13 protein-coding genes are annotated in these 14633 nt (G+C 59.0%); 8 read left to right on the top strand and 5 right to left on the bottom strand.

The genetic code is table 11. The features are described 5' to 3' along the window. Positions 1-78: 78 nt before the first annotated feature. Positions 79-1437 (top strand): LLM class flavin-dependent oxidoreductase, encoded by a 1359-nt coding sequence (locus HJB89_RS18420; protein ID WP_221150353.1) that lies wholly within the window; start codon positions 79-81, stop codon positions 1435-1437. A gap of 1 nt (position 1438) precedes the next feature. On the opposite strand, the gene HJB89_RS18415 is transcribed toward HJB89_RS18420, so the two are convergent. From HJB89_RS18415 to HJB89_RS18395, 5 genes are all read right to left on the bottom strand, one after another. Beyond that, on the bottom strand, positions 1439-2092 hold the full coding sequence (locus HJB89_RS18415) for a methionine ABC transporter permease (RefSeq protein WP_207585853.1): 654 nt from the start codon (positions 2090-2092) through the stop codon (positions 1439-1441). Then, on the bottom strand, positions 2073-3158 hold the full coding sequence (locus tag HJB89_RS18410) for a methionine ABC transporter ATP-binding protein (RefSeq protein WP_207585852.1): 1086 nt from the start codon (positions 3156-3158) through the stop codon (positions 2073-2075). Before HJB89_RS18410 ends, HJB89_RS18415 begins: the two co-directional genes overlap by 20 nt. Before the next feature lie 88 nt (positions 3159-3246). Continuing rightward, positions 3247-4077 (bottom strand): MetQ/NlpA family lipoprotein, encoded by an 831-nt coding sequence (locus HJB89_RS18405; RefSeq protein WP_207585851.1) that lies wholly within the window; start codon positions 4075-4077, stop codon positions 3247-3249. A gap of 241 nt (positions 4078-4318) precedes the next feature. Next, on the bottom strand, positions 4319-4879 hold the full coding sequence (gene msuE, locus HJB89_RS18400; RefSeq protein WP_207585850.1) for an FMN reductase: 561 nt from the start codon (positions 4877-4879) through the stop codon (positions 4319-4321). A 193-nt stretch (positions 4880-5072) separates the two neighbouring features. Further along, positions 5073-6275 (bottom strand): MFS transporter, encoded by a 1203-nt coding sequence (locus tag HJB89_RS18395; protein ID WP_207585849.1) that lies wholly within the window; start codon positions 6273-6275, stop codon positions 5073-5075. A gap of 355 nt (positions 6276-6630) precedes the next feature. On the opposite strand from HJB89_RS18395, the gene HJB89_RS18390 reads away from it, so the two are divergent. From HJB89_RS18390 to HJB89_RS18360, 7 genes are all read left to right on the top strand, one after another. Then, a complete protein-coding gene (locus HJB89_RS18390) occupies positions 6631-7089 on the top strand; it encodes a helix-turn-helix domain-containing protein (protein WP_207585848.1) in 459 nt (152 codons plus the stop codon). A 14-nt stretch (positions 7090-7103) separates the two neighbouring features. Next, a complete protein-coding gene (locus tag HJB89_RS18385) occupies positions 7104-9050 on the top strand; it encodes an SARP family transcriptional regulator (RefSeq protein ID WP_221150352.1) in 1947 nt (648 codons plus the stop codon). A gap of 129 nt (positions 9051-9179) precedes the next feature. Beyond that, complete coding sequence (locus tag HJB89_RS18380) at positions 9180-9422, top strand: hypothetical protein (protein WP_207585846.1); 243 nt, start codon at positions 9180-9182, stop codon at positions 9420-9422. A 312-nt stretch (positions 9423-9734) separates the two neighbouring features. Beyond that, a complete protein-coding gene (repA, locus tag HJB89_RS18375) occupies positions 9735-10949 on the top strand; it encodes a plasmid partitioning protein RepA (protein WP_221150351.1) in 1215 nt (404 codons plus the stop codon). 42 nt (positions 10950-10991) lie between these two features. Continuing rightward, positions 10992-12044, top strand: coding sequence for a plasmid partitioning protein RepB (gene repB / locus HJB89_RS18370; protein ID WP_221150350.1), 1053 nt, complete (start codon positions 10992-10994; stop codon positions 12042-12044). Between the two features lie 149 nt (positions 12045-12193). Then, entirely contained in the window at positions 12194-13486 is a 1293-nt protein-coding gene (repC, locus tag HJB89_RS18365) for a plasmid replication protein RepC (RefSeq protein WP_221150349.1), read from the top strand. A gap of 280 nt (positions 13487-13766) precedes the next feature. After that, positions 13767-14333, top strand: a complete 567-nt coding sequence (locus tag HJB89_RS18360) for a sugar transferase (protein ID WP_207585842.1) — start codon at positions 13767-13769, stop codon at positions 14331-14333. Positions 14334-14633 lie beyond the last annotated feature (300 nt).

Below are 14633 nucleotides of genomic sequence, written 5' to 3'. Positions count from 1 at the left end.
CTTCCGCACCCTACCATTCCACAGGATCGCCGTGCGATACAAATCCTTGATTGTTATTCCCTCGTCAGGACTCGTCTCATGAAGACAATGCAGATCTATGCCTTCGACATGAATTGCGTCGGGCATATCAACCATGGCCTGTGGACACATCCGCGGGACCGGTCGGTGGACTATACCGATCTCAATTACTGGACGGAGTTCGCCAGGACCGCCGAACGCGGCAAGCTGGACGGCATCTTCCTCGCCGATATCGTCGGCGTTTATGACGTCTACAAGGGCAGTCCGGCGCCGGTGATCGAGACGGCGGCGCAGGTCCCCGTCAATGACCCGTTGATCCCGATTTCAGCGATGGCCTATGTCACCAAACATCTGGGTTTCGGCGTAACGGTCAACACCACCTACGAGCCGCCTTTTTTGCTGGCGCGGCGCATGTCGACGCTCGATCACCTGACCAAGGGGCGGATCGGCTGGAATATCGTCACCGGATATCTCGACAGCGCTGCCCGCAGCATGGGTTTCGACAAGCTCCCGGAACATGATGCGCGCTACGACGCCGCCGAGGAATATCTCGAGATCGTCTACAAGCTCTGGGAGGGCAGCTGGGATGACGATGCGGTTCTGCGCGACAAGGCGGGCGGCATCTATGCCGATCCCTCCAAAGTGCGAGCTGTCAGTCACAACGGCAAATATTACCGGATGGAGGGCATCCATCTCTGCCAGCCGTCTCCGCAGCGCACGCCCCTGCTCTTCCAGGCCGGCGCTTCGGCCCGCGGGCAGGATTTTGCCGCACGACACGCCGAATGTGTCTTCATCGCCAGTCCGATTCCCAGGGCTGCGAGATCGACCGTTGATGCGCTGCGGGCGAAGGCAGCGGCGTTCGGCCGCGGCGCCGACGCGTTGAAGATCCTGAACCTGATCAGCGTCGTCGTTGGGCGGACTGAGAAGGAAGCACACGACAAGCTTGAGGATTATCGCCGGCATTCGAGCGTCGAGGCCTCGCTTGCGCATTACTCTGCCTCTATCGGCATCGACTTGTCGAAATATGGATTGGATGAGGTCATCGATCAGAGGTCGACGAACGCCAATCAATCGGCACTTGCTTCAATCACCAAACAGGCGGCAAAGTCGGTGACACCACGTGACATCATCGACCAGATGGTCCTCGGTAGCCGGATGAAGCCGATGGTTGGCTCGCCGCAGCAGGTCGCCGATCACCTCGAGACATGGATCGAGGAAGGCGGTATCGACGGCTTCAACCTCGCACGGACAGTGGCGCCGGAGAGCCTGCGCGATTTCGTTGATCTGGTGGTGCCGGTGCTGCAGGAGCGCGGCGTCTTCAAGGCCGATTATACCGAAGGGCCATTGCGGCAGAAGCTCTTCGGCGGCGGGAACGGCAGGTTGCCCGCCGCTCATCCCGCTGCCGGATACCGGCGCTGATCTATCGATGATCCAGCTTGGCGACCAGCCGGTCGCCGAGCCACTGGATGCCGCAGACGAGGACGATGAGTACTACCACCACCGCGATCATCACATTGGTTTCGAAACGTTGATAGCCATAGCGGATGGCGAGATCGCCGAGGCCGCCGGCGCCGATCGCGCCGGCCATCGCCGAGGCGCCGATCAGCGTTACCAGCGTGACGGTGAAACCGGCGACGATGCCCGGCAGCGCTTCGGGCACCAGCACCTCTCGAATGATCGTCCAGCGATCGCCGCCCATGGCGCGCACGGCATCGATCAGCCCACGGTCGACCTCGCGCAGCGACACTTCGGCGATACGGGCGTAATAGGGCGTCGCGGCGATGGCGAGCGGCACGATGGCTGCCCATGTGCCGAGTGCGGTGCCGACGATCAGCCGCGTCAGCGGGATCAGCGCCACCAGCAGGATGATGAAGGGCACCGAGCGGAAGCCGTTGATGATGCCGCCGAGCACGCGATTGATCCAGAGGTTTTCGGCGATGCCGCCGCGTGCCGTTGCCACCAGCGCAAGGCCGAGCGGCAGGCCGGCGGCGAGTGATATCACGCCCGAGGCGACAGTCATCAGGATCGTCTCCCATAGGGAGCGAACAAGCAGTTCAAGCATGATCGGTGTCATAACCAAGCACCTCCACCCGGGCGGACCGGGCCGTCAGGAATTGTTCGACCTTTCCGGCAAGCGCAGGGTCGCGCATGGGAATGGCGATGAAGAACCGCGCCACCGGCTGGTTCTGAATATGATCGATGCCGCCATGCACGAGCCGGAAGGAATGCGGCAGCGCCGCAGAGAGTTCGGCAAACAGCGCACCCTGCGCTTCAGGTCCGGCGAGATCGACGCTGAGGATTGCGTCGCTGCCTGTTGTTGCCGACAGCCGGCTGGCGATGTGATCCGGAAGCTGCGGACGGATGCCGCCGAGCAGGCTTGCGGTGATATCAGCGTTAGGGTTGGCAAAGACCGACCATACCTGCCCTTCCTCGACGATCCGCCCGGCATCGATGACCGCCACGCGATCGGCAATGCCGCGCACCACTTCCATCTCATGGGTGATCAGCAGAATGGTCAGTTCAAGCTTACGGTTAATGTCCTTCAGCAGCGCCAGGATCGACCGGGTCGTTTCCGGATCGAGCGCCGACGTCGCCTCGTCGGACAGCAGCAGTGCTGGGCGTGCCGCAAGCGCCCGGGCAATACCGACGCGTTGTTTCTGACCGCCGGACAGCGATGAGGGATAGGCTTTCGCCTTGTCGGCAAGACCGACCAAATCGAGCAACTCGTACGCCCGTTTTAAGCGCTCGTTCTTTGCAATGCCCTCGATTTTCAGCGGCAACGCGACGTTTTCCTCGACGGTCTTGGCCGAAAGCAGGTTGAAGTGCTGGAAGATCATGCCGATGCGGCGGCGCAGCGGCTGCAGTTCCTGTTCTGCAAGTCCGGTGATGTCGCGGCCTTCGATCAGGATCTCGCCGCTATCGGCGCGCTCCAGGCCGTTCAGGCAGCGGATCAGCGTCGATTTGCCGGCACCGCTACGGCCGATGATACCGAGGATCTCGCCTTTTCTGACCGTCAGTGAAATACCGTCAAGGGCGGCCGTGGCTCCGAACCGCCGCTTGACGTCGTTAAGCCTCACCACTTCTTCGACCGCCGCTTGCGGCTGTGCCTCGATCACCGTGGTGGAAACAAAGGAATTCATGTGTTTTTCCTTGCAAACACGGAAGGCGGCCCGGGCAAGAACCCCCGGACCGCATCTCGGCAGGCCTTAACCCCGGCCTAATTTCGGGTCAATAGGCGCTGAGACCCGTTCCCTTGTAGACCTTGTCGAACTCGGCCTTGACGGTATCGTTCTGATAGGAAGAGACAAGCGTCTTGACCCACTCGGCGTCCTTATTCTCGTCTTTGACGGCAATGAAGTTGCGGTAGGGATTATCGGCGATCGGCTCCTGGGCAATGCGCTCGGCCGGCGAAAGACCGCTCTTCAGCGCCCAGTCGGTGTTGACGACTCCGGCGTCCAGATCATCGATCGAACGGCCAACGATGCCGGCATCGAGTTCCTTGATCTCGATCTTCTTCGGGTTGTCGCTGACATCGGCGACCGTTGCCAGAATGCCTGTGCCGTCGTTGAGTTTAATCAACCCTTCGCTCTGGAGAACGCGCAGCGCCCGGCCTTCGTTCGAGGGATCGTTAGGCACGCCGATGACCGCGCCTTCGGGGATCTCGCCGACGGATTTGTACTTCTTGGTGTAGAGGCCGATCGGCCAGACCCCGGTATATCCGACGCGAACGATATGATAACCGTGTTGTTTGATCTGGTTGTCGAGATAGGGCTGATGCTGGAAGGCGTTGGCGTCAAGTTCGCCACGCTCCAGCGCTTCATTCGGCTGCGTATAGTCGTTGAAGGTGATGGTCTCGATCTTGAGGCCATTCTTGGCAGCCTCGCTCGTGACCACGCGCCAGATGTCTTCCTCTTCGCCGGCCATGATGCCGACCTTGATCGACTTATCCTCGGCAAAGGAGGGAGCGGGCACTGCAAAGGCAAAGAGCGCGGCGGCGGAAACGGCGGCAAGAGTTGCGCGGCGCGAAAGGTGGAGGCCGTGATTTTTATTCTTGGTCATTTTATATCCCGTCTGACTGAATGAGGCCAAGCGCCCCGAGCTGGCCGATCATGGCAAATGCGCCTATCGGGCGCGAAGCACGAATGTCTGATGTGGAGGAAGGGTCGGAAAAACTCTTGCCCTGCCATCGATATCGGCAGGATAAATTTCCATCAAATTTGTGAACCATGACGGCTTCCGAATGGGTCCTAAAAACGAAAACGGCGCCTCAGCGGGCGCCGTTTTAAAGTTCCGACACTCTTCATTCGGCAGCGATAAGAGCGTGACCCCGGCTGGGAAAGAAGGCCGCGAGCTCACCGACAACCTCGGTGATGCGGTTGGAAAGCGGTTCGGATGCGACACGGTAATCGGTGAAGTCGCGGTCGGACGCGTAGACGGCCGTCGGCAGCGTATGCGACATGAAGAAGCCAAAGAGCGGGCGCAACTGATGCTCGACCATCAGCGCATGGCGCTCGCCGCCGCCGGTCGCGGTGATGATGATTGGTTTGGCGCGTAACTCATGCGGGTCGATCAGGTCGATCAGATGCTTGAAGAGGCCGGGATAGCTGCCCTTGTAGGTCGGCGCTCCGATGACCAGCAGATCGGCATTGACGATGTCGTCGATGACTTCCTTTGCGCGAATGTCGAGATCGTCACGGCGCAGCGCCTGGCCAAGCGAGGGGCCGACATCGGTGAGGTCGTAGAGGGTGTTGTCGAAGCCGTATGTCGCACCGGCGAGGCCGGCAATGTTTTCGACAAGCGCTAAGGTCTTCGAGGGGCGGTTGAAGCTACCCGCAAGGCCAACCAGTTTGTAAGCAGACATGCCGTTTCCTTCCAATATCATGCCGAGACCGGCGGTATCATCGGACGAATATTATCTATAAAAATAGTGGATTAAAGGAATGGTGATCCCTCCCGCCCTATGGGAAGAGAAAAATACGTTCATCCCGTGAGTGATCATAGCGTCTGAAATCGCCTGATGCTTCGGGCTCGATACCGTCCGGGGCGATATCGCCTCAGGCAGGTTTCTGCTTGGGAATGCGCGGCAGGAAGACCGTCAGGAGGCCGAGCAGCGGCAGGTAGGAGCAGACGCGGTAGACGAAGTCGATGCCGTGAGTATCGGCGAAACTGCCGAGCAATGCTGCGCCAAGCCCCCCTGCCCCGAATGCAAAGCCGAAAAAGACGCCGGCAATCAGGCCGACGCGCCCAGGCACCAGTTCCTGGGCGAAGACCACGATCGCCGAGAAGGCCGAAGCGAAGATCAGGCCGATGACGACGCTGAGGATGCCGGTCCAGAAAAGGTTCGCATAGGGCAGGAGAAGCGCGAAAGGAATGACGCCGAGGATTGAGAACCAGATGACGAAACGGGCGCCGAAGCGATCGCCGATCGGTCCACCGAGGAACGTGCCGACGGCGACCGAGCCAAGGAACAGAAAGAGCATCAGCTGTGCCTGCTGTATGCTCAGCGCAAACTTGTCGATGACATAAAAGGTGAAATAGCTCGACACGCTCGCCATGTAGACATTCTTTGTTGCCGTCAGCAGGACGAGAATCAGCAGCGCCCAGACAACCCTGTTCTGCGGCAGCGGCAGGGTCCGGCTTGCCGCCGGCTTGCTGGCGTTCTGGCGCCTGTGGCTCATGTACCAGTTGCCGACCCAGCTCAGCACGACCATGCCGACCATGGCGATGGCGGCGAACCAGGAGACGCTGTGCTGGCCGAGCGGCAGCACTATAAAGGCAGCGAGCAGCGGGCCGAGCGCCTGGCCGGCATTACCACCGACCTGGAAGAACGACTGCGCAAAACCGTGGCGACCGCCGGAGGCAAGACGGGCGACGCGCGAGGATTCCGGATGGAAGACCGCCGAACCGAAGCCGATCAGGCTGGCGGCGACGAGCAGCAATGCGAAGCTGCCGGCGTTGCCAAGCAGGATGAGGCCGCAGAAGGTGCTCGCCATGCCGACTGGCAGGGAATAGGGCATCGGCCAGCGGTCGGTGACGACGCCGACCAGTGGCTGCAGCAGTGAAGCGGTGACCTGGAAGGTCATCGTCAGGAGGCCGATTTGAACAAAATCGAGATCGTAGTTCGCCTTGAACAGCGGGTAGAGCGAGGCGAGCAGCGACTGCATTATGTCATTCAGCATATGGCAGAAGCTGACCGCCACCAGGATGGACATCGTTGTTTTTTGGAAACGGGGCGCGGTCTCGGCAACGGTTGCCATGGACATTCCTCCTGAACGGCCCGGTTGGTTGCCGTGCCGCGTCGCTTTTGTTCGATGGATGTCGGGCGATCGGGGCTGGGAGAGATGATCAAGCGACGGTCGATGAAGTGCATTTAGCGTAAGCCAGGGGGTAATCACAGTCCCATTTCATCAGGATCGGTACGGCTTTTGTTCGATTTGCCCTTTTGCCGCCTAAGGCTGCGTCGCTTCACCTCTGACTTGAGGGGCTTTCATACCACAATCGATCGCCATCGCGGCGTATATAGCCTACGATGTAAAAACAACCATGGAAAACTGGGGCGCGAGATACTACAGCTGCGGTGATGGAAAATGCGATTGAGGCTGAAAACACACGATGAATGTCAAGACACCGAATGCGATAGACGGCTATGTCGGAGCGCGCATAAGAATGCGCCGGCAGTTGCTCGGAATGAGCCAGGAACGGCTTGCCGACCAAATCGGCGTGACCTTCCAGCAGGTTCAGAAATACGAGAAGGGCATCAACCGCATCGGCGCGAGCCGTCTGCAGCGCATAGCCGAGGTGCTTCATACGTCGCCGAGCTTCTTCTTTGAACAGGAAAATTCCGAGCCGTTGACGTTGCAAGGGTTGGAACTGCCCGCAAACACCGATCCCGTCGTCGAATTCCTCAGAACGAAAGAGGGATTGGTGCTCAATCGTGCTTTTCTGAAGATTGCCGACCGGAAAATCCGTGAATCAGTCATTGCACTGGTGAAGGCAATGGCGCAGACGGAAAGCCGCAGTGTAACATTGGGCGCCTCCGCAGCGGATATCAGCCTTCCGCTTGGAGAATAGTCAGGCATATTCGCATGAAACTCCGGCTCGAGTCATTTGGTGAGTTGCGGTTGATCGACCCGGCCGGGAAACCAGCGGCTTTTCCGGAAAAGGGCCTGTTGGCGATTTGTTATTTGCTGGACCGTGATCTGCGCGAAGGGGCTGGGAGCGAATTTCCGCGCTCGGCGCTGGCGCGGTTCTTGTGGGACAGCCATGACAATTCTGACATCATGGCCAACCTGCGCAAGACCATATCGCGTGTCCAGGCGCGTCAGACCCAGCTCGGTACCGAACTTCTGATCTTCACGGCGACCGGTGTGCGGGTCAGGCCGGACGCATTTGCTGGTGATCTCTCCGAACTCGTCAATCACGACAGCGACGACGCCCTTGGCAAGCTGCGGCGACTGGTTACTATCCTTCGCCAGGATTTCCTGGCGGGGCTCGCCGACCAAAGCGTCGGTACGCGGCAATGGATCGCCGGTCAGCGCGACAGGCATATGGCAATCTTGGTGGATGCGCTGAAGACGGCGCTGCCGGCGGCCCGGTCGCGAGAGGATGTGAGCCTGATCAAGGAGGCGGCGCTTAGGATTTTTCGCGAGGCCCCGGATGACGAGAACATTCGTCGTATCCTTCTCGATGCCTACGAGTCCGAAGGACAGTTGGAGAAAGCGCGCCGCCTTTTCGAGACCAGCAAATATCAGCTGGAAAGCAAATTCGATATCGGCCTTGATGTCCAGGCGCTGGCAGAGGTCCGCAAAATCTTTGCAGGTGGTCAACCTGCGCAGAGCGTTGCGATGCCGCTCAGCGACGGCGACGTTCGAGTTCCTGGTCCCCTGCCCCGTCTGGTGCTGCTGCCGCCGGGCGAGACCGATGTGGGTGCCTTGCCGATGCTCTCCGAAGCGCTGATCGAGGACGTGACCATCGGCCTTTGCGCGCTGAACACGGTTTCGGTGGTGGCGCCCCACACGGCCGCTCGGATTGCACGCAATGCCGACAGAACTGAGCTGATCCTGCGTCATTCGATTACTTATGTTCTCGACACGAGGCTGACCGATCGTGCGGGCAATCGTGCGCTCTTTGTCCAGCTGATCCATGCCGGCAGCGATGAAGTTATCTGGGCCGAACGTTTCAGCCTCGAGAAGTACGAATTGATAAGTCACCGGCGCGACATCGCCCGGCAGATCGCTCGAGAGCTTGCCGGGCAGGTCCGCCGGCATGAAACCATGCGCGATTCCTTCGAGGGCAACTCGGCTGCCTATCACAGCTACCTTCTCGGTCTCCGGGATATCAAGCGGCTCGCCCTCCCCGATGTTCGCCGCTCCCGAAAGGCTTTCCGCGAGGCGCTTCAGCACAGCGCACATTTCGCCCCTGCGCTCAGCGGATTGTCGCGCACCTTTCTCGTCGAATGGTTGCTGACGGCACGCGGCGACAGCGAGTTGCTCGGACTTGCGGAGGACTATGCGAACCGGGCAATCGTCGCTGATCCGTCGCTTGCAGCGGGCTTTCGTGAGCTCGGCGTTGCCAAACTTTATCTCGGGGATCTTGACGAAAGCGTCGTGGCGTTGAAGCTCGCGGAAGAGCTGAGCCCGCACTATGCCGACGGCATTGCAAGTTATGCCGATACGCTCGTCCACGCGTCGCGCCCTGCCGATGCATTGGCCAAGATCGAGCGGGCCATCTCCCTCAACCCGCTGACCCCGACCGACTATCTATGGACGGCGGCGGGCGCGAATTTCGCCCTCGGCCACTATGCCGAGGCGCTGGAGCAAATCTCGGCAATGGACGACCGCACCCCGGCGGACCGGCTTTCGGCTGCCTGCTGGGCGATGCTCGGCGATATGAAAAACGCGCGTATCTATATGCGCAAAGTGCGGGAGATCTATCCGGATTTCGATGTCGACAAATGGCTTTCCGTCGTTCCTTTCAAAGAGCAATGGCAGAAGGAACAGTATCGCGTGGCTCTACGCAAGGCCGGCTTCTGAGGCCTGACGCCGGAAAGCGGTGCCGAAAAATCCTGTCACGCCCGTGTCACGCGCCTCTTTCGTTCAAGGGGATTAAGCTGCCTTTGCTTTGTCGGCAGGCGCTGGCAAGGCAAGCCGGAGAATTCTCAAATGCATGATGCAACCGAAGCAATGATGGCGCCGAAAAGTGACGACGAACTCAAGGAGCTGGTATCGCTCGCCAGGCTCGTTGCCTATGCCCGAGAGAACGCCAGAGACCTGAATGCCGAATTTTCCGCCTATTGCCTGGACCTTGCGCTCGGCGCCCTCATGCAGGATCTCGACAGAAGCGGCGTGTCCCTTTCCCACGAAAGCGGCCAGGATGGCGGCGGCCTGCTCGGTACGCGGCACTAAATGCCCTTCCCCTGCCACATGCCTCGCCGTTGCCGGCTTGCTTCGGGGAGCCGCACGTATCGATAATTCGATTCTCAGTTTTTCTGATCGGCTATGATGCCGATGTGGCCATTATTCTTGCGATTCGGTCTGCAACGACGCGATTTGCTGCACCGGTAGCGCCACCGGCCGCATGTCCAAGCCTCTGAAAAAGATTGGACAACCCAGCGATAGGGTCTTGTTAACCCTATTTGCCTTGCCACTCTGCTAGAATCGGGACTAAATGCGCTTTCTAGGCTCGCAGGGCTTTTAAATCGCATTTCCGAGATTTCCATGAATATGGCACCGCAGATAGAAAAAGCAATTTCCGATGTCGACCAGCTGATTATTGGTCAGGCGCAGGAGCTATCCGACAAGCTAAAGCAGCATCGGCTCGAAATGTTTCCGCCGCGCGCGCTGAAGGGGTTGCGCGAGTTTCAGCTTGCTGAAACGGCGCGCTTCCTCGGCGTCACCAGCGGCTACCTTCGCAATCTGTCGCTGGAGGGCAAGGGCCCTCTTCCCCAGGTCACGCCGTCCGGCCGTCGCTCTTATACGGCGGCGCAGTTGGAAGAGATGCGCAGCTTCCTCGAACACAATACGCGTGCCGGAACCCATTACCTAAGTCATCGTCGAGGCAACGAACATCTGCAGGTCGTAGCGGTCGTCAACTTCAAGGGCGGCAGTGGAAAGACGACGAGTGCCGCGCATCTTGCCCAGCATCTTGCCCTGACTGGTCATCGGGTGCTTGCCGTCGACCTCGATCCGCAGGCGTCTCTCTCCGCCATTCATGGTTTTCAGCCTGAGTTCGATGTTAACGAAAACGAGACGCTCTACGCCGCCATTCGCTATGACGATCAGCGGCGACCGCTGAGGGAGATCATCCGGCCGACGAATTTTCCGAACCTTCATCTGGTGCCGGGCAATCTCGAATTGATGGAATTCGAGCATGATACGCCGCGGGTGCTTGCACAGGGCAAGGCCGGCGACTATGGACGCGTCTTCTTTGCACGGCTTGACGAGGCGCTGTCCTCGGTCGCCGACGATTACGATGTCGTCATCATCGACTGCCCTCCGCAGCTCGGCTTTTTGACGATGAGCGCGATTTGCGGCGCAACAGCGGTTCTGATCACCGTCCATCCTCAGATGCTCGACGTCATGTCGATGTGCCAGTTTCTGCAGATGCTCGGCGAGGTGCTGAACACGCTGAAGGGCGCTGGGGGCAACATGAATCTCGATTGGCTGCGTTATCTTGTTACCCGCTATGACCCGCAGGACGGGCCGCAGACGCAGATGGTCGCCTTCATGCGTTCGATGTTCAAGAACCATGTGTTGACCAATCCGATGTTGCGCAGTGTCGCGATCTCCGATGCGGCGATGACCAACCAGACGCTTTATGAGGTGGAGCGGAGCCAGTTTACCCGCGCGACCTACGACCGCGCCATGGAGGCGATGGATGCCGTCAATAATGAGATCGTCGATCTCGTTCACAAGGCCTGGGGGCGGAAATGACCGAGAAGTTTACTGCGGTAAACCGGGGCGGGGAGCTGGCTGATGGCGCGTAAAAACTTACTCTCGGGCCTGATGGACGATTCCAAGAAGTTTACTGCGGTAAACAATGAAGATGCGCCGCCCCACAGGGACGAGAAACAGCATATCGCCTATAAGGGGATCGGCGCTCTTGGTGCGGTGACGCGCAGCATCGATGCGCTAGCTGCCAAGGCGGATGCGGCCAAAGCCATCGAGGAGAAGCTGGCGACCGGCGAGACGGTGATTGATCTCGACCCTGCCCTGATCGAAGATTCGTTCGTCATGGACCGGCTGGCGCATACCGACGAACAGTTTCGCGAATTGGTCGAGGCTATCCGCCAGCGGGGTCAGGATTCACCGATCCTCGTTCGCCCGCATCCGGAAAAGGACGGCCGGTATCAGATCGCCTTCGGCCACCGTCGCGCCCGGGCCGCCAAAGAGCTGGGTAGACCTGTCCGCGCCGTCGTCAAAAAGCTTGACGATCGCGATCATGTCATCGCGCAGGGCCAGGAGAATTCGGCGCGCGCCGATCTTTCGTTCATCGAGAGGACGATGTTCGCCGACAAGCTCGACACGTTGGGTTTCGATAGGGATACAATCATGTCGGCGCTCAGCGCCGAAAAAACGACGGTTTCTAAGATGCTGTCTGTCACCAAACGGATCCCAGCCGAAGTCTTGACCGCAATCGGTGCGGCAAAGACCATCGGCCGTGACCGCTGGCACGATCTGTCGGTAAAATTCGAGACCGATAACATCTCTGCTCGGGCGATAGAGTTCAGCACGTCGGCAGAATTCGAGACGGCGGAGCCGGATGCCCGCTTCGATATGCTGGTTGCCTTCATCAGCAGAAGGCAACAGCCGATATCATCCATAGCGGCGCTTCAGCCTGCCGCTCGCGCTTGGCAGCGCAAGGACGGCGCGGTCAAGGCGAAGATCAAGGATGACGGGAAGCAGTTCACCATCGCGCTGAAGGCGGAGAAGGCGTCAGCCTTTGGAGCCTATATCGCCAGCAATCTGGATCGTCTTTACGAGGCGTTCGAGAAGACACAGGATTTGACGAAAAACGGAGATCAATAAGCAAAAGAAAAGGCCCCCGAACGTTGCCGCCGCGGAAGCCCTCTCTGATCTAGACACCCAGAGAATCACATTTCCGCGAATCATAGTCAAGAGTCTTTGGCACCGAATTTGGTGAGCTGTGATCTTTTGCCTTGAAGAAGGCGAAGAAAATGGAAAGCGGAAGTGTGACGACGCCCTTCGGGCGGCGGTCGATGACGCTTGGCATGTTAGCAAGCCAGGCGGCTGCTCGAAAAATCGAGCCCGGCCAATCAATTGATAAGTGGAAACTCTATCGCGCGCTGTGCGAGGCCAGGCCGTTGCTCGGCATCACCGACCGGGCGCTCGCCATTCTGAACGCCTTGCTGAGCTTTTATCCCAAGGGAGAGCTCTCCGAAGACAACGGGCTCGTCGTGTTTCCTTCCAATGCACAGCTCTCGCTGCGCGCGCATGGAATGGCGGAACAGACGATCCGTCGGCATCTGGCGACCTTGATCGAGGCCGGGCTGTTGATCCGCAAGGATAGCCCAAACGGTAAGCGTTACGCCCGCAAGGAGCAGGGTGGAGAACTGCGCGAAGCATTCGGCTTTTCGCTGGCGCCGCTGCTCGTGCGTGCTGAGGAGATCGAGCGGCTGGCGGCGGAGGTGGTGGCGGAGCGATTGCACCTGCAGCGGCTGAGAGAACGTCTGACGCTTTGCCGGCGCGACGTCGCCAAGCTGATCGAGATGGCCTTGGAGGAGGGTGCTGCTGGCGATTGGAGCGCTATTCATCTGCATTTTCGCAATGTCGTCGAGCAACTGCCACGGTCGCCGTCCGCCGAACAAATCGCCACTACGCTCGACGAAATGGAGATGCTGCGCGAAGAGATCGTCAATCAGTTGGAAATGCAGGTTAAAACCCATAATCAAAGCGGCAATGCCCAACAGACTGAGCGGCACATACAGAATTCAAATCCACAATCCATTACTGAACTTGAACCAGCTTTCGAAAGGAAGCAGGGCGAGACGGCGGATGACCGATCGAAAGGTCGGGTCGGGCCGACAGAACAAATACAGAAGGTTGAGCGGAAAAGCGAACCTGTCTCGGGCGCAAACGCCGCCGCCTCGGCCAACGCTGCGCTCAAATCCTTCCCGCTGGGACTGGTGCTGCAGGCCTGTCCGGAAATCACAGCATACGGACCCCAGGGCGCGATTGGCACGTGGCGCGATCTGATGGCCGCGGCCGTGGTCGTCCGGTCGATGCTCGGCGTCAGTCCGTCGGCCTATGAGCAGGCCTGCGAGATCATGGGAGCTGAAAACGCTGCCACCGTCATGGCCTGCGTCCTCGAAAGGGCAGGGCATATCACCTCCGCCGGCGGTTATCTGCGCGATCTGACACGCCGCGCCGAAAAGGGGGAATTTGCCATCGGACCGATGTTGATGGCGCTCGCCCGTATCAATTCGCCGGTGAGAGGTAAAGCGGGATGAAATTCGCTCTTCCTTTGTGTGGTGACTATTATGGTTAATGAAATGTGACGGAAATGAAGGGCGAGATAGCTTCTTATTGGACGCTTCTAGGTTTGTGATCAAAGAGTTACAGGATGCTCGGTTCTTCGGAACCAGGGAAATGAATGAGTCCGATGATCAACCACGCCGGTCCACAGAGGGTACGATTTCGCGCAGTTGACGCGAAATGCTTTTTGACGATACGGCAATCGATAGCGCAAATGGCGGGAACCGCCGGTGGTAGGGAAGAGAGCTGGGGAACATGGGTTTGAAGAGGGCGGTGGATTTTTTCCTGGCTTTGATTGCTTCGATCATCCTGCTCGTTCCGATCCTTATCATCGCTCTTGGTGTTCGCCTCACCTCGCCGGGACCAATCCTCTATTGGTCAAAACGTGTCGGCCGCTTCAATCAGATCTTCCTGATGCCGAAGTTCCGCAGCATGCGCGTCGACACACCAACGGTTGCCACGCATCTGCTCGAAAATCCGGATCGGTTTTTGACACCCATCGGCTCTTTTTTGCGCAAATCCAGCCTCGACGAACTGCCGCAACTCTGGTGCATTCTCAAGGGTGAAATGAGTTTCGTCGGACCCAGGCCGGCGCTCTACAATCAGGATGATCTGATCGAATTGCGGACGGCGCACGGCGTCGACAAGTTACTGCCCGGATTGACGGGTTGGGCACAGATCAACGGCCGCGACGAGTTGCCGATTCCAGAGAAGGTGAAATTCGACGTCGAATATCTCGAGCGACGTTCATTCGGCTTCGATATGCGCGTCCTGTTTATGACCGCAGGGAAGGTTATCCGCCGAAAGGGAATACGGCATTAAACCACCTACTTCTGATAGATGAACGGTGCGGAAGACTGTGCTTTCCGATTATTTCAGTTGCGCTCGTTGCAGAAAATGACAAGAAGGTGCTTGTCCGATTGATCCACGAGACGCTGGTTAGCAATGCCTGACAATACGCCCACTGAGACGTCGCGCTCGGCATGGTTCCTAACGCCGATGCAAGCGCTCGTCACTCCTCTGCTGGCGATGCCGCGGGTTGCCAAACGCGCTCTGGCTTTGCTGGTGGATTCCAGCTTTTGCGTTCTGACGATCTGGCTGGCCTATTGCTTCCGCCTGAAC

Origin of the sequence: Rhizobium sp. NZLR8 (genome assembly GCF_019685025.1) — a bacterium.
Taxonomy (GTDB): Bacteria; Pseudomonadota; Alphaproteobacteria; order Rhizobiales; family Rhizobiaceae; genus Rhizobium.
Note: the sequence above shows the minus strand (reverse complement) of the source record. Positions and strands in the feature narration are given on the sequence as shown.